Here is a 15,908-nt window from a genome sequence, read left to right as displayed (position 1 = left end):
AGCCGATCCAGCACTCGACCTCACTCGTTCAGGTAGCCGCGGAGGACCTCGATCCACCGGTCGAAGGCGTCGAGGTGTGCGTCGTGGCTGGCTCCGGCGATGTCCGCGCGCCGCGTACCGGGACGACGACGGATCAGTTCGTCCTTCTGTGCCTCGGTGAACATCCCGTTCTCGGCGAACACAGCCAGCGTGGGAACCGCCAGCCCCTCCCATTCCGCCCAGCGATCCGCCTGCACCGCCGCGATCGTCGCCTCCATCACGTCAGCATCGAACCGCGGCCGCAGCCCGCCCGGCGTGCGCTCAAGATCGTTGACCCAGGCAACCGCCAGCACCCCGTCGCCAAGGTACGACCGCGCCGCAGCTTGATTGGCGAAAGGCACCGGCCAGGAGGCAAAGTACTTCCCGATCTTGCGCGCCCCGTCAGGCCGTTCGTCGCCGCCGGCGTTGCCCTCGAGCATCACCAACCGGTCGACCAGATCGGGACGCGCCGCGGCCGTCAGCATCGCCGTGTGCGCCCCCATCGACTGACCGACAAGCCGGACCCGCTCCCCAGGTACGACCTCCTCGAGGACAGCAACCACGTCGCCGACGAACGCCTCGCGCGAGACATCCGCCGGGCGACGGGTGCTGTTCCCGTGCCCGCGCTGATCGATCAGTACGGTACGAAAGCTGTCCGCCAGCGCATCCGCGGTAGGCAGCAACTCCCGTGAACTACCGGCAAGCCCGTGCAGCAACACGACGACCGGCCCGTCACCGCCGCGATCGGTGACAGCGATCTCCACGTCCCCACGCCTGATGATCACGGCCCATTTCACCTAAGCGAGCAGCCGAACCGCAAGCGCGACGATCAGCAGACTCGACGCCAACGCAGTCACCAACCGCCCCAGCGGCCCGGTGAGCAACCGTCCGAGCAACGCGCCTCCGCCCGCGAGCACCAGCTGCCAACTCGCCGACGCCACGAACGCCGCCACCACGAACACGATCCGCTCGCCAAGTCCCGTGACGCCGGACCCGCCCAGCACGAGCGCAGCGAAGTAGATCACCGTCCACGGGTTCAGCATCGTCATCCCGAGCATCCCGAAGTACGCCGTCCGCGCCCCGACCGGCGTCTCCTGCTGCAACGCATCGATCCGCCGCGCGCGATACCGCCGTACCGCCTTGACGGCCCCCATCACCGCGAGACCGACCAGCACCACAACCGACGCCCACCGCAACGGCCCGACAACCGGCACCAGCAACGGCGCCAGCACAGATCCGGCCCCCGCGGCCACCGCCGCGTAAACCCCATCAGCCGAAGCAACCCCGAGCGCCGCAAACACCCCAACCCGCAACGAGGTCCGCGCGGTCAACGCCACAAGATAGGTCCCGACAGGCCCAACCGGCAGAGCAACCCCAAACCCAGCCAAGAGCCCCGCGACCACAACCCCGATCACAACTGACCGAAGCTCGACCCCCACCCAAGACAAGCCTGCTGCTGAACCCGAGCCACCAAGGCCACAGGTCCCACCAGCAACACCCCAAAGCTCGTCGTAATCATCCCCCCATCATGAGCACCCACCCCCACCCCCTCAACCCAATTACCGCCGGACCAGCAGGTCTTCGCCCGCCGACTCGTAGATGAACCATGCCGCGATGAGCGGATAGGCAGGGTCCACGGCGACAGTTCTGAGGTCCGGTGTTGCCAAGTCCCAGAGAGCACGCTGGAAGGACAACAGCACTTCGGTCCGGAACGATGCGGGATCTATAGCCGTCACGATTGCGCTCACGAGATTTCGGCGCTTCCATCAGCCGCCATGCCCCGAGCGATCAAGTCAGTACTCCTCTATCTCGGTAGCCCCGGCGGCCTTGAGGAGCCAGCGCAAGGCGCCGATCGGCGCCGGGGCCCCGTCGATCTCAACATGAACCAAGAGATGCTGCGCGCCTACGACGTCGGCACCCAACCAATACCACGTCCGATTTTCCGGCTCGAGCCACCACAACCAGTCGGACAGCGCCCACCGCGACACCTCACTCGCAACCATCTGTTCGCCCGGTGACAGGCCACGCCACCAGATCAGCTTGGCGTCCGCCTCCTCCTGCGTCCTCTCGGGCCCACACGCCAGCACGAACCACGCAGGCAGTTCCCGCTGCCACACTGGCAGATCCGGCCAGTCTTCCTCCCCGTGCTGCAAGATCTTCACCATGACCTCACGGCACCGTTCCAACAGGAGCGCACTGTCGGCAGACTCAACGGAGAGCTGAACGCCTGCTTCCCTCGCAGCCCTGGGATTGTCGTCCAGCAGACGCAGGAGTTCCTCATCGGCGTTCAACAAGTGATCCTTCCGCTGCCAGGTTGTAGCTGCTCGAGCAACTCGGGAGTGTGACACCTCCACAGACCGAACAGGTCGCCCGCCTTCGTCCGGGCAACAGCGGAGCCCTCGGGTTAGCTTTCGCATCCTCCTCCGCCACCGCGGATCGACGCATTGACTGCCGCGGCGGCGTTCGGTCGTCAACTCAAGACGTGCAGACTCTGTCACTGGCGGGGCTCCAAGTCCGTCGCCGAACCAATCTCCACGAGTCGGCCGACAGTCTCAGCTCTCCCCACGGACTCATGCTCGTGCAGTTGAGTACACAACGTTTGAAGCACTCGTCACCGACGAGTTGAGTTGCCGAGTGAACCGCCCGGCTAGCTGACAACTGTCACGCTGACTCCGTAACTGCTGGCGAAATCTCCTGCAAGTTCCTCTCCGGCGAGTCTTGGAACACGCGCCTCCCACCAGGGGCGGCCAGGACGAACTTCATCATCCAGAAGAATTGCTCGATAGCGACCATCGATTTCGGCGACCTCGTCCCGCACCCAACCCATCTGCGAATAGGTCCGAAGTTCCTCGCTGTCGAGAATTTTCCTGATGAGATCCCGTACGGCGAGATCGTTGGCGAACTCATAGATGTTGTCCGCGTATCCCTCTTCGCACTCCTCGACGAACCCACGCCAACTGCCAATCACGTCAGTCGGCGTCAGTAGCCGCTGGGACCCGAGAGAGCGCGCCGTCTCACGGAACCTGCCGAGAAATTCTCTTGTGTCAGTCATGGCGACAACTGCTCCAAGAAGTAGGTCGTTGGGTCGTCTGGCCGGAAGAAGGTTCTGATGATTCCGTCCCTGCTCCGCACGCCGAAGTATCCAGTGGAGGGATCGAGGCGAATCACCGCGCCATCACTCGAGCGAACTCCCTCGATTGTTCCTGGCTGCGCACCGCCTCCCATGAACAGGCGCGCTCGCCGCCGATACGTCTGGTAATCGAGAACCTCCGGTACGTCCGGGCCTCCGTTCTTCAGCGTAGCCGATCCTTTAGATCCGAGCTTGATTCCCTTCACGTGTTTCGCATAGTGCGAGAAGGCTGCTCGATCATTCGCGAAATCAGCTACGCGAATTAGCTCACCAGTCGAGTTGCCGGCAGCGGCACGCATTTGCCCAAGGCCGGGGAAGCGGGTTGCGATCAGGCCGACGCCTACGTCGGCCACCAGTTGGGAGCAGTTGCCTTTGAGGATGCAGGCTTGGGAGTCGAGGATGCCGGCGGTGCCGGCTGAGAGGACTCCGGTGGCTGAGGAGACTTGGAGGAGGATGGGAACGGCGGGGCCGCAGGCTCGGGCGAGGGTGCAGATGACGGCGCCGCCCAGGGCGGCTGTGGAGATGTAGCCGGAGATGTGGGAGACGTCGGTGAGGGTGCCGTCGATGCCGTCCAGGCCTTGTAGGTCTGTGGATTTGAGCGGGTTGGCGGCGGTGTAGGCGTAGGGGTTGGCGGAGCCTGCCTGGTCTGTGGTGAGGAAGGTGCCGGTGGTGGGGTTGTACTCGCGTTGGCCCAGGAGGTAGTTGCCGGTGGGGAGTTTGAGGCCGCCGATGTAGCCGGGGGTGGGTGGGCTGGAGGGCGTCTGGTTGCTTGGACCTGCCCGTGTCAGGCCGTAGGGCTCGTAGTTGGCGGTTGTTGCTGTGAGCACCGAACCGTTCGGGGTGGTGGTGAGTGCGGTTCGGGTGCTCGGGGTCTGTTGGGCGAGGAGGCCGGAGCCGTACAGGTAGCGGGTGGGTTGCGAAGCTCCTGCAACGCTCAGGATTTGCGGGGAGAGCGGGTCCCAGAGGTAGCGGGTGGTTTGGGAGCCGGTGGTGGAGGTTGCTCGGCGGCCGTCGCCGGTGTGGGTGTAGGTGGTCTTAGCGCCGGCGGTGGTTGAAGTGACGGGTTTGCCGGCTGCTGACCAGGTGTAGGTGGTGGTGCCGTCGGAGGTGAGGTTGCCGTCGGGGTCGTAGGTGTAGGTGTGGGTTGTTGGCGGGCGAGTGGGTAGTCGGCGGGTGCGGTGATGGAGGCCTGGAGTTCGTTGGCGGGGCCGTAGAGGGACCAGGTGCTGCCTGACGGGCGTTTCTCCCAGGTGCGGTTGCCGTTGGCGTCGTAGTCGTAGCGGATGTAGTCGGTGGCGGCGTCGCTGCAGTGATCGACGCCGTAGCAGGCGGCGGTCAGGCGGTTCAGGGCGTCATAGCTGTACGACGTCTGGCCGGCCACCGTGTCGTCGGTGCGGAGGAGGTTGTCCGCGGTGTCGTACACCGAGCTGATCGTGCGTAGCGGGCTGCCGCGTTGCGCGAGCGCGAGGGTGGTGGTGCGACCGCGGAGGTCCAGCCGCTCGGTCCTCGTCAACCCGCCTGGTTGGGTTGTCGTGATCGTGCCGTGGGCGGCGTCGTAGCGGGACGACGCGAGTGGCTTGCCGTCAGCGGCGGCGGAGGTCAGGCGGTTGGCCGCGTCCCAGGTGTACGACTCGGTGTGGCCGGCTGCCGTCCGCCCGGCGAGGTTGCCGACGGCGTCCCAGCGGTAGGACACGGCGCCGGCCGATGTGAGCTGATCGAAGGCGTCGTATCCGAAACGGGTCGTGCCCAGGCCGTCGGTCATCGACGTACGGCGGCCTGCCGCATCCCAGGTGTAGCTGACCGCGGGTGTCTTGTCGGAGTACGTGATCCGCAGCGGTGCACCGCGCGCGTCCAGGACGAAGGACGCCGTCTTGCCCGAGGGGAGCGTGGTGCGGATCAGGCGGCCGGCCTTGTCGTACCCGAACTTCCAGGTGCGACCGCCGTACGTCGTCGAGGTCGTCCTGCCCGCGCCGTCGTACTCGAACCTCTGGGAACGGCCGCTGGCGTCGACGGTCTCAGTGACCCGGCCGGACGCGTCGAAGGTCGTGGTGGCCTCGGGCAACGATGGTCTGGTGACGCCGGCTACCGCGCCGGCATCGTCGTAGCGCAGTTTGGTGGTGCCGCCACGGGCATCGACCACCGTCGACACGCGGCCCTGGCCGTCGTACGTCTGGCTCGTGGAGACACCAAGCGGCCCGTGCTGCGAGAGCGGCTGGTCGTCGTCGTTGTAGGCGATCGTGCTGACCGCACCACGCGGTGAGGTCGACTTGGTCGGACGTCCCCACCCGTCGTTCTCGAATCGAGTCACCTGCCGCAAAGGATCCGTGACCGCAACAAGATCACCGTCGGCGGAGTACGAATAGCGCACCACCCGGCCCAAGGCGTCATGGGAGGCCGTGACCAGCCCGCGTGGGTCGTAGCTGACCGACGAGGTGCGACCGGCGTACGACGTGCCGGTCAGGTTCCCGCGGACGTCATAGGTGTACGTCGTACGCCGTCCCAGCGGATCCACCGTCGCGACAACGTCGTTCGAAGCGTTGTAGGTCCGTCGCGTCACAGCACCGACCGCGTCGGTCGAGGCGACAACCCGACCGAGGGAGTCGTACTTGTGCCGCGCACCATGCCCCAGGCTGTCGAAGACCCGGATCAGATTGCCGTCGGCATCGTAGTGGAACGTGGCCGCGACGCCGGTCGGATCGGTCTGGCGGATCAGCCAGTTCCGCTCGTACTCGTTGATCCACTTCCCACCTGTCGGATCGGTCATCGTCGACGTGCCGCGGATCCCCTCGGTGTCCCAGGACCACGTCGACCGCCCGCCCTTGGCGTCGGTCTGCGCGACGACGCGCCCGTCGGTGTCGTATTCGGTCACGTACGCCGGCTTCGCCGCATCCCCCACCGTCTCGGACGTCAGCCGCCCCTCGGAGTACTCGTACCGCGTGCGAACCCCACCCGGTGACGTCACCCCGACCAGCCGCCCGTCGGCGTACTCGTACCGCACCGTCCGCGGCGCGACGCCGGGCCCCGACAACCGCACCGACGTGATCTGCGCCGCTGAGTTGTACTCGTACGACAACGACCGCCGCCCGTTCGCGACCGTCCGCACGAGTCCCGACGCCCGCGCGATCGTCACCCCTTGACCGTTGCGATCCCGGATCGCCTGCAACTCACCGGTCGCCGAGAACTGCATCCGCACCTGGTCGATACTCGTCAGCACGTACGTCGGCCCCGACCGCGCCAGCGTGAATCGAGCAGCGCCTGGCTCCACGGCGAACCCGGTCCCGTGACGCGCGAACCCGATCTCCCGCCCGTCGGACGCCAGATAGCGAACACCACCGGACGACACGATGAGACGGTCCGAGTACGACGCACGCCACCCGGCACCGAGTGTGCCGGTGGATTCGTCGTTCGAGTTGTACGTCCGGGTCACCGTGAGCGGTACGCCGAGCGCCGTCACCGAGGCGTCAGTCTCGACGGCGGCCAGTGCGCCCGTCAGCGAGTTGACAGGATCGGACTGCATCGCGAACGGCCCGAAGAACGCGCGCGCCTGCTTGTCCGGGAACACGAACCCGGGGGCTCCGGCGTAGATCATCATCGACGCCGACGCCGAACCCTTGCCGTTCGTCAAGGACACGGACAGCAGGTTCGGTGAGCCGACGAACTTGCAGTCGAGTGGCACGAAGACCGACCAGCTCAGCGACTGGGTCCGCGCCGGCTTCGGTTTCGGCACGTTCTCACAGGGCCAGTGGTTGACCTGCCACGTGCGGGTGTCGGTGATCCGGAGGTAGCAGAGGTCGATCGTCAGGTTGAACGTGCGGGCCTGGAAGGTGAAGGTGAGCCCGGTGCCGGCGTGGGCCATGCCGCCGTCGAGGGCGACCTCGGTGCCGGTGCTCAGGACCTCGCCGTTCGCGGAGACGGTCATGTCCGGGTGCAGACAGGGGTACTCGTCCGGGCGGGCGGCCTGCGCGAGGGGTGGGACGGGCACGAGCAGGAGGACCGCCAGGACGAGCGTGAGAAGCCGGTTCCGCACAGTTCGCCTCCGCTCAGTCGTGGGGTTGTGACAGAGAGTTTACGGAGTTCGGCGTGCCGGACGACCGGATGATTACAGGTTGTGGATAACGGGCAGTGACTTTGGCGTGCGGGGGGCCGCGGAGTCGCTACGATCTGCGGAAACAGGTGAGGAACGTTCGAATGATGGTCCGCCCGCTGGCGGGTCTGCCACCACAAGTGTGAGGGTGTGGCTCATGAACATCGGTACCCGGAAGATCGTCGTCGACGAGGCGATCGCGCAACTGCGGCTGTACGCCGAGACCAACGGCGCCGTGCTGCAGTACTACGACGGGCTGCCGGGTATGACTACCGTCGGTGGCTCCGACCCGAATCGGATCACGTTCGAGGACCTGGGGCGGATCATGGTGATCGGCGCCGATCTGCGCGTGCTCGACATTCCCTGGCTGCTCGAGGTGGAGGCCGAGAAGGAGCTCGCCGCGATCCCGGTGGACGCGCGCCTCGAGGACGCGGCGCCGGGCACCGAACTGTTCGAGGCGGCGATGGCGCTGGACGACAAGTTCACCGGCCACCGCGGGTTCGGGCACGCGAAGAAGTCGAAGCTGCTGCACCTGAAGCGCCCGTACCTGTACCCGGTGACCGACAGCTTCATCCGGATGACCTACGGCTCGGCGTCGGCCGGGGCCGAGTTCCTCAAGGCGGTCCGCGAGGACCTGGTGAACCCGGCAAACGTCCGCGACTTCAAGCTGCTGCAGGTCCGCCTGATCGCGGAGCCGGCGACCAGCGCCGCCCGTCTGCTCGGCGAGGTGCCGACGCTCCGCCTGCTCGACATCCTCGCCTCCCTGCTGGGCGAAGCGAAGTAGGACCTACAGCACGCCGAGGCGCGCCAGCGGCTCGACCAGTTCGCGTTCCTCGTAGGACAGGTGCGACAGCAACGTGTCGTCGAGCAGGTCGACGGCCGCGCGCAGACCGTTGATGTCGCCTGATCCGTCAACCAGCGCGACGAGTGCTTTGTCGACACCTTCCAGTACGTCGTGAATGATCTTGTGCTCCTCCTGCAGCCGGTCCACCACCGGCGCCAGGTCGGGGTCGGCACGACGTAGGTGCGGGAACAGCGAGGCGTCCTCGAGTGAGTGGTGCGTCGTCACGAGCCGGCAGTACGACTCGCAGTACGTCCCGAGCGTCCAGTTGTTCTGCCGCATGGTCATCGTGTTGATGTGCGACCGCGCAGCACCAACGCCCAGCGTCCCTGCTGCGACCTGCTCGACCAGGTCCCGTACCTGGTCGAGTTCTGCACGCAGGTGGTCGTGTACGTCGATCAGGTGCTGACCGGACTGCAGCTGGTACGGCGTGTACGTCCGCGACGGGTCCTGCGCCGGACCGGTCGGCCGAGCGGACTCATCCAGCACCTGTACGGCGCTGCGTCGTACAGCGGGAGGTGGTGTCGGTACAACGCTGAAGCCGGCCGGAGCAACCGACCGCGCAACCACAGCCCCAGACCGAGCCACCGCGACGGCCTCGCGCACACCGGCAGCCACCTCAGCGAACCGCCGGATGTCGTCCGGGTTGTCCGAGGCAAGGATGTAGGTGCTCATCCCCTCCCCCAGCGTCAGCTCGGTCAGCTGGTCGATCCACAGCTCCTCAGGCCCTTGCAGGAACCCACCGCCACCACTGAAGACACCAGAGACGTTGTAGAGCCGCCGCACCGCAGCAGGGTCCCGCCCGGCGTCCACAGCAGCCTCGTCGATGATCTTGTTCATCGCGGCCAGCTCGTCCGGGCCGGCGTACCCGCTGCTCGGGAGCCAGCCGTCCGCCAGCCGTCCGGTGAGTGCGAGCATCCGCGGCTTGTACGCGCCCAGCCAGATCGACACGTCGTGAGCGGGCGCCGGACCGCGCTTCGCACCGGACACCGTGTAGTGCTTGCCGGCCAGCCGGATGCCGCCGCCACCTGGCGTCCAGACCTCGCGCATGATCGCGATGGCCTCTTCCAGTGCGGCGATGCTCTGTCCGGTGGTCAGCCGCGGCCCACCGTTCGCTGCGACCGCGTCGAGGAACCCACCGGCGCCCAGGCCGAGCTCAACGCGCCCGCCGGTGATCAGGTCCAGCGTCGCGACGCTGCGCGCCAGGACGACCGGGTGCCGGAGCGGGAGGTTGGCGACGTTGGTAGAGACCTTCACGCGCTCGGTGTGGGCTGCGACGACGGACAGCAGCGTCCAGGCGTCCATCAGCCGCGGCTGGTACGGGTGGTCCTGGAAGGTCACCAGGTCGAGGCCGACCTGCTCAGTCAGCTGGGCCAGCGCGATCACGCGGTCCGGGGCGTCGACCGTGGGGGTCAGGAACGTGCCGAAGACCAGCTCGTGGCCGTAATCCATGATTCACCTTCTCGAAGTGGGTTCGGGAGCAAAACTACTTCGATAGGCGAATAATCTCAACTACAGAACATCTACTGCCGGATGAGCAACTCGAATGCGTCCGCCGGGCGCATCCCCTCGCCGCGCCGGTACGCCGCCTGATACGCATCCGGACCCAACGCGAGCGACGTCGCGGCGACCGCCCGGGCGAGATCCTCCGCCTCTGTCGAGGCCATCAGGTAGTTCTCGGTCGCCCGGGTCGCGGACGCACTCCCCAGCAGGGTCGCGGCGAGCGTCTTGTCCGGGTGCGAGGCCGCGATCCCCTCCAGCGACCAGCACATCCCCCGCAGCGAGTCGAACTCCTCCGAGACCCGGAAGGCTTCCAGATGCAGCTCCAGCGCATCGTCCGGCCGGCCTTGGAGCTCCCGGACGAACCCGAGCTCGACCAGGACGATCGACAGGTACAGCACCGATTCCGTCTGCAGGCGGGCGGCGTCGATCAAGGCCTGCAACCGCTCCGAGGCTTCGTCGAGAGCGCCGGTACGACGAGCCGCGAAGCCGAGCACCAGCTCCGCCAGAGCCTGCGTCGCGCGCTGGCCCTGCTCGGACGCCAGCCGCAGCGCACGCTCGCCGTACGCCCGGGCAGGCTCGTAATGTTCTCGCCGGATCGCCGTCCAGCCGAGCATTGCCAGCGCGCCGGCGACCTCCGGCCACAGCCCGATCTCCTCCGCGGCCTCGGCACCTTCGAGGTGCAACCGCTCCGCCTCGTCGAAATCGCCGACGAGCTCGGCGTGGGCCCCGAACCAGCCCGTCGCCTGCAGCACACCCCACCGGTCTCCCAGCGCCCGGAACATCCCGATGCTCTGACAGGCGTCGTCGTACAAGGCCGGCAGATCCGCCCGGACGTGGGCATGCTTCGCTCGCGCAGCCAGCACGGCCGCCACGCCCCACTGGTTCCCGTCGGCCTCGAACGTCTTCAGAGCCTGCTCGAGCAACGACAGACAGGCCGAGAGGTCGCCGACGTCGCTGGCAGCATGGGCGATCCACCACTGCCCCATGGCATCAGCGCTGTCCAGCCATCGGTCCCGCTCCGCCACAGCGTCAGGGTGTCCCAGCAGGTACATGAACCCGGTCCGCCAGACCCCAGCTCGAGCCGAATCCGGCACCGTGTCCAGGGACCGTAGAGCCTCCACGTGCCGACCACGCAGGAACCAGTACCACGACAGCGCGTCCACAAGCCGTTCAGCGAGGTCCAGCTGCCCTGTGGTCACTGCACGATCCAGAGCGGTCCGGAAGTTGGCGGAGTCCTCGTCCAGCAGCTGCAGCCACCTGCTCTGCTCGTCACAGAACAGTCCGGGCCGCGCCGCCTCAGCCAGCGACACGTAGTACGACAGGTGCCGCTGCCGCGACGACTCCAGCTCACCGCTGACCCGCAGCTTCTCGACGCAGTACGCCGCGACAGACTCGAGCAACCGGAAGCGACCACCATCGACCGGTACGACGAGCGACCGGTCCACCAACCGCACCAGGACATCGAGTACGTCGTCCTCGCCGCAGACAGCCGCCGCAGCGTCCGCCGTACACCCATCTGCATGTACGGCGAGCTGCCGCAGCACGGACTGCTCCTCCGGCGCGAGCAGCTCCCAGCTCCAGTCGATCATCGCGTGCAGCGTCTGCTGGCGTGGCGCAGCACCGCGGTGTCCTGTCGCCAGCAGCCGGAAGCGGTCGTCGAGCCGCGCCACAAGCCCCCGGACACCGAGCGCTCGTACTCGCGTCGCAGCGAGCTCCAACGCGAGCGGGATCCCGTCCAGCCGCCTGCACAGTACGGCGACATCGGCAACGGTCTCGTCCGTCAGAGCGAAGCCACGTGACGCGGCCGCCGCACGTGTCACGAACAGCTGCGCCGCGCTGGACTCGCCAACGACCTGCACGCCACCCGACAGTGGCGGTACAGACAACGGCGGCACACTCCACACCACTTCTCCAGCGAGACCGAGTGGCTCACGGCTTGTCGCCAGGACACGTAGCCCTGGAGCAGCAGCCAGCAAACGGTCTGTCAGTACGGCGACCTCCTCGACGATCTGCTCGCAGTTGTCCAGCACAAGCAGCCGGGACCCCATCACCGAAGCCAGTCGATCGACCACAGGTGTGCCCTCGGTGTCACGGAGATCCAGGGCAGCCTGCACCGCGTCCGTGAGCGAGTTGGCGACCGACAACGCGTGAGGAGTCACGGCTGCCAGCTCGACCAGCACGACGCCGTCCGCGAACCGCTCCGCAACCTCAGACGCGGCCGCGAGCGCCAGGCGGGTCTTGCCGACACCTCCCGGACCAGTCAGCGTGACTAACCGTGATGTGCCCAAACAGGCACCTACGTCGGCCAACGCATCGGTGCGACCGATCAACTCAGTCAGCTGCGCAGGAAGGTTGCTGCGTGCGTGCGGCAGCTCCTGAGCGAGGATCGACTGCTGCAGCGCCACCAGTTCCGGGCTCGGGTCCAGCCCGAGGTCCTCCAACAGCAGCTGCCGCAGCTCCTCAAAACTCTCGAGCGCCTCGGACTGCCTTCCGGACCGGTAGAGCGCCTTCATGTGCGCGGCCCGGAGCCCCTCACGCAGCGGGTGCTCCTTCACGAGCGCTGCCAGGTCCACGACCGGTAGATCGGCTTGCTCGAGCGCAGTCAGCCGCAGATCGGTCAGCCGGGCCACAGCGGTCTCGACGAACGCGTCGTCCGCAAAGTCGGCGTACGCGGGGCCACGCCACAACGCCAGGGCCTCGTCGACCGAGCCGGCCGCCAGCAGCTCACCGAACTGCAGAGCGTCGTACGTCCCAGCAGAAACCACCAGCGAGTAGCCGGCCGGGCCGGACTGCACCAGCGAACGGCTACCGGGCTCCGCGTCCTCGAAGGCCCGCCGCAGCTGGGACACCTTCGCCGACAGCGTCCCGGACGGGTTACCGGGCAGTTCCGACCCCCAGAGGTCGTCGATGAGACGGTCCGCGGGCACAGGTCGGCCCTCGTGCACCAGCAGGTTCGCCAGCAGTGCACGCACCTTCAGCCCCTGGATGACCACGGGGGTCCCCGCGTCCGTCCACGCCGTCACCGGTCCCAGTACCCCGAAGCGCATGACGGCACCTTATTCCGGTCAGCCCGAAAGGACCGGAAAGAAACCGTAAACCCCTTCCGGCAGAGTCTGTGTCAGACGGAAGGAGGACGCAGATGCGACTGGCAGTGATCATCGGCAGCACCCGGCGCGGCCGGTTCGGACCGACCGTGGCGCACTGGCTCGCCGAGCAGGCAGCCAAGCAGTTCGAGATCGACCTGGTCGATCTGGCCACCGCCGACCTGCCGGCCACGCTGCCCGACACGGACGACGAGACACCGCACGAGGTCGCCGTACTGAGCAGCAGGCTGGCAGCGGCGGATGCGTTCGCCGTGGTCACGCCGGAGATCAACTGCAGCTTTCCGGCGACGCTGAAGACCGCACTCGACTGGTACTACGAGGAGTGGCACGCCAAGCCGGTGGCGATCGTCAGCTACGGCCGGGAGAGCGGCGGCTGCCACGCCACCGCACAGCTGCGGCAGGTCTTCTCGGAACTCCAGGCCGTCACCATTCGCAATACTGTCGCACTGCCCTGCTACTGGGAGCAGTTCACCGCCGACGGCGGTTGGCCCCGCGCCTCCGCCGGCTACGAGGCAACCGCCAAGCTCATGCTCGACCAGCTCGTCTGGTGGGCCGAAGCACTGCAGGACGCCCGAAAGCGGCGTCCGTACCAACCCTGAGAGGAAAAGACCCATGAGGAAGCTGATCGAGTCCACGTTCGTCACCCTGAACGGCGTCATCGAGGAGCCGCAGAACTGGAGCCCGCCGTACTGGGACGAGGAGCACATGGCGTACAACCAGTCGCTGATGGAGGGCGTCGAGGGACAGGTCCTCGGCCGCGTCACCTACGAGGGCTTCGCGGACGCCTGGCTGTCCCGGGCCGGCGACCCGGTGGCCGACATCTTCAACGCGATGCCGAAGTGGGTGGCCTCCCGCACTGTCACCGAGTGGAAGTGGAACGCGCAGCCGCTCGAGGGCGACGCGGCCGAGGCCGTCCGGAAGCTCAAGGAATCCGAGGGCGGCGACCTGATCAAGTACGGCACCGGGGAGTTCTCGAAGACGCTGCTGGAGAACAAGCTCGTCGACGAGTACCACTTCTGGATCTTCCCGGTGGTCGCCGACGGCCCGACCATGTTCCAGGGCGCGGGGATCGACATCACCCACCTCGATCTGCTCGGTACGACGACGTTCAAGTCCGGCATCGTCGTCCACAAGCTCGCGCCGAAAGCCTGACAATGACCGAGCTGAACGCTGAACATGCTCGGCGGGCGATCGTCGAACACAGTCGGCGGCTGGCGGAGTCAGCCGTCGCCGCGGGACCTGACGCCGCCGTGCCGACGACCCCGGAGTGGACCGTCGCCGAGCTGGTCGAGCACGTGGGCCAGACCCACCACTGGGTCGCGGAGATCATCGAGCGGCGCATTTCCGACCCCACTCAGTTGCCGGCGACGGACATGGCGGTGCTCCCCACCGACCCTGGCGAGTGGGTGACGTGGCTGTCGGAGTCCGCGGAGCGTGTCGCGAATGCTTGCTCCGACGACGCATTGGATGCGCTGGTGTTCAACGCCGCGGGGGACGAGCGCTCCGGGACCCGGTTCTGGATGACCAGCGTTCTCAACGAGTCGGTCGTTCACGGCGTCGACGCGGCCAACGCCGCGGGCCGGCCGGCCGACATCGACGCCGACGTCGCCGCCGCGCTCATCACCAACCACCTCAGGATGCTCACCTCCCCCACCTGGGAGATGCAGCGGCCCAAGTCCGCCCACGCGATCCGGGGTACGGGGCAGACCCTGCAGTGGCGGGCGACCGACGCGGGCGCTTGGTTCGTGGAACGCCGCCCCGACGGGGCAACGTGGCGGACGGGAACCGGGGAGGCCGACGTGACGGTGACCGGCCCGGCGGCTTCGTTGTTGCTGACCTTGACCCGGCGACGTTCTTTCACCGACCGTGAGGCGACCGGCATCACCGTCGACGGCCAGGCCGACCTCGCTCAGCACTGGCTCGACAACACCGCCCATGTCGCGGACTGAACGTACCGAAGAACTGAGCCTCCGGCCGGTCACCCGCAGCAGGGTGGCCGGCCGGAGGCTTGTTCGCGCGAGACCGTGGGTACCGGTCGGGGCCACGGGGGATCGAGGCGGCGCTGGGGACCGTCTGCCAGGGATCTTCGCGACCGGCCGATGCTGGATCGCGGATCCACACGTGCGATCCGACTGGAGTTCTGATGGGTACCGTCCTGACCATCGTGATCATCGTCGTGGTGCTGCTCGCGGCCGCGGCGTTGTTCTACCTGTATCAGCGCAGACGCTCGGGAGAACTGCAGCAGCGGTTCGGCCCGGAGTACGAGCGCACCGTCGAGGAATCGGGTGATCGTCGCAGCGCGGAGCGTGAGCTGCGCGGACGCGAACGCCGGGTGTCGCGGCTGAACATCACGCCGTTGAGCCGTGAGTCCGCGCAGACCTACCGCGCCGAGTGGGCGGAGGTGCAGCAGAGCTTCGTCGACCGTCCTGCCGGGGCCGTCGCGGCTGCAGACCGGCTGGTGCTGCGGATGATGCGCGAGTCCGGCTACCCGGTCGACGAGTTCGGCCAGCGGGCCGACGACGTGTCCGTCGAGCATCCGGCGGTCGCCATGCATTACCGCGAGGCGCACCGGATCGCGGTCGCGCAGGCCCGTGGCGACGCCGATACCGAGGACCTGCGGCACGCGGTCACGGCGTACCGGCAACTGGTCGACGCCCTGCTGGACGACAGCGAGACCACCTCCCGCAGCACGAACACCAAGGAGCAAGCATGACTACGCCTGACCGTCGCGACGTCCCCCTCGACGACGACCGCACGCTGGACAACGAGGACCTCGAGACCGACCCCGAGCTGCGCGGCAACCGCGGCCTCGACGACGACCGCACGACCGCCGAACCGAACGGCCGTACGACCGACGACCTGAACGACCTGAACGACCGTACGACGGACGGCCGGGCGACGGCCGGTGAGCCGAGTGCGGCGGATGAGCCGTTGGTGGCGGCGGATGCGGCTGTGGACTACCGGGCGCGCTGGGAGGTTGTGCAGCAAGGGTTCGTGGATGATCCGCGGAACGCCGTCAGCGAGGCCGACAAGCTCGTCGACGACGTGCTGAAGAACCTGGCGGACGGGTTCGACCGCCAGCACCAGGACCTCGAGCAGCAGTGGTCGAACGGCGAACCGTCGACCGAGGACCTCCGCTCGGCGCTCCAGCGGTATCGCGCGTTCTTCCAGCGCCTGCTGACGTTGTAGCCACAAGAGTGCTGCCGGTACGACGACGTACCGGCAGCA

At 67.4% G+C, this 15,908-nt stretch carries 14 protein-coding genes; 6 read left to right on the top strand and 8 right to left on the bottom strand.

All coding sequences use genetic code 11. The annotated features are described in order from the left end of the window. Positions 1 to 20 precede the first annotated feature (20 nt). From E0H50_RS38110 to E0H50_RS38085, 6 genes are all read right to left on the bottom strand, one after another. Entirely contained in the window at positions 21 to 803 is a 783-nt protein-coding gene (locus E0H50_RS38110) for an alpha/beta fold hydrolase (RefSeq protein ID WP_202868520.1), read from the bottom strand. A 12-nt stretch (positions 804 to 815) separates the two neighbouring features. Then, positions 816 to 1,421: a LysE family transporter gene (locus E0H50_RS38105; RefSeq protein WP_272948556.1), complete on the bottom strand. Its 606-nt coding sequence runs from the start codon at positions 1,419 to 1,421 to the stop codon at positions 816 to 818. A gap of 390 nt (positions 1,422 to 1,811) precedes the next feature. Then, a complete protein-coding gene (locus tag E0H50_RS38100) occupies positions 1,812 to 2,309 on the bottom strand; it encodes a hypothetical protein (RefSeq protein WP_131296014.1) in 498 nt (165 codons plus the stop codon). A gap of 356 nt (positions 2,310 to 2,665) precedes the next feature. After that, positions 2,666 to 3,070, bottom strand: coding sequence for a hypothetical protein (locus E0H50_RS38095; protein ID WP_131296013.1), 405 nt, complete (start codon positions 3,068 to 3,070; stop codon positions 2,666 to 2,668). Next, positions 3,067 to 3,975, bottom strand: coding sequence for an RHS repeat-associated core domain-containing protein (locus E0H50_RS38090; RefSeq protein WP_165547438.1), 909 nt, complete (start codon positions 3,973 to 3,975; stop codon positions 3,067 to 3,069). The genes E0H50_RS38095 and E0H50_RS38090 overlap by 4 nt, the downstream gene beginning before the upstream one ends. 107 nt (positions 3,976 to 4,082) lie before the next feature. After that, positions 4,083 to 7,175 (bottom strand): DUF6531 domain-containing protein, encoded by a 3,093-nt coding sequence (locus tag E0H50_RS38085; RefSeq protein ID WP_131296011.1) that lies wholly within the window; start codon positions 7,173 to 7,175, stop codon positions 4,083 to 4,085. 214 nt (positions 7,176 to 7,389) lie between these two features. Between E0H50_RS38085 and E0H50_RS38080 the strand changes: the two genes are divergently transcribed. Continuing rightward, positions 7,390 to 8,016 (top strand): DUF6308 family protein, encoded by a 627-nt coding sequence (locus E0H50_RS38080; protein ID WP_131296010.1) that lies wholly within the window; start codon positions 7,390 to 7,392, stop codon positions 8,014 to 8,016. 3 nt (positions 8,017 to 8,019) lie between these two features. Here the strand turns inward: E0H50_RS38080 and E0H50_RS38075 are convergent, their stop codons facing one another. Next, positions 8,020 to 9,525 (bottom strand): LLM class flavin-dependent oxidoreductase, encoded by a 1,506-nt coding sequence (locus tag E0H50_RS38075; protein WP_131296009.1) that lies wholly within the window; start codon positions 9,523 to 9,525, stop codon positions 8,020 to 8,022. Between the two features lie 71 nt (positions 9,526 to 9,596). Beyond that, complete coding sequence (locus E0H50_RS38070) at positions 9,597 to 12,623, bottom strand: AfsR/SARP family transcriptional regulator (protein ID WP_131296008.1); 3,027 nt, start codon at positions 12,621 to 12,623, stop codon at positions 9,597 to 9,599. A 92-nt stretch (positions 12,624 to 12,715) separates the two neighbouring features. Here E0H50_RS38070 and E0H50_RS38065 point away from each other — a divergent pair, with 92 nt between their 5' ends. The 5 genes from E0H50_RS38065 (at position 12,716) to E0H50_RS38045 (ending at position 15,869) form a co-directional block, all read left to right on the top strand. Further along, entirely contained in the window at positions 12,716 to 13,279 is a 564-nt protein-coding gene (locus E0H50_RS38065) for an NADPH-dependent FMN reductase (RefSeq protein WP_131296007.1), read from the top strand. Positions 13,280 to 13,292: 13 nt separating this feature from the next. Further along, positions 13,293 to 13,832: a dihydrofolate reductase family protein gene (locus E0H50_RS38060; RefSeq protein WP_131296006.1), complete on the top strand. Its 540-nt coding sequence runs from the start codon at positions 13,293 to 13,295 to the stop codon at positions 13,830 to 13,832. 2 nt (positions 13,833 to 13,834) lie between these two features. After that, positions 13,835 to 14,629 carry a maleylpyruvate isomerase family mycothiol-dependent enzyme gene (locus E0H50_RS38055; protein ID WP_131296005.1) on the top strand — a complete coding sequence of 265 codons (795 nt, stop codon included), beginning with the start codon at positions 13,835 to 13,837 and terminating at the stop codon, positions 14,627 to 14,629. Positions 14,630 to 14,823: 194 nt separating this feature from the next. Next, on the top strand, positions 14,824 to 15,393 hold the full coding sequence (locus tag E0H50_RS38050; protein WP_131296004.1) for a hypothetical protein: 570 nt from the start codon (positions 14,824 to 14,826) through the stop codon (positions 15,391 to 15,393). After that, positions 15,390 to 15,869: a hypothetical protein gene (locus tag E0H50_RS38045; RefSeq protein WP_202868519.1), complete on the top strand. Its 480-nt coding sequence runs from the start codon at positions 15,390 to 15,392 to the stop codon at positions 15,867 to 15,869. The genes E0H50_RS38050 and E0H50_RS38045 overlap by 4 nt, the downstream gene beginning before the upstream one ends. The last annotated feature ends 39 nt before the right edge of the window (positions 15,870 to 15,908 follow it).

It is taken from the genome of Kribbella sindirgiensis, from assembly GCF_004331435.1.
In the GTDB taxonomy this organism is placed as follows: domain Bacteria; phylum Actinomycetota; class Actinomycetes; order Propionibacteriales; family Kribbellaceae; genus Kribbella; species Kribbella sindirgiensis.
Note: the sequence above shows the minus strand (reverse complement) of the source record. Positions and strands in the feature narration are given on the sequence as shown.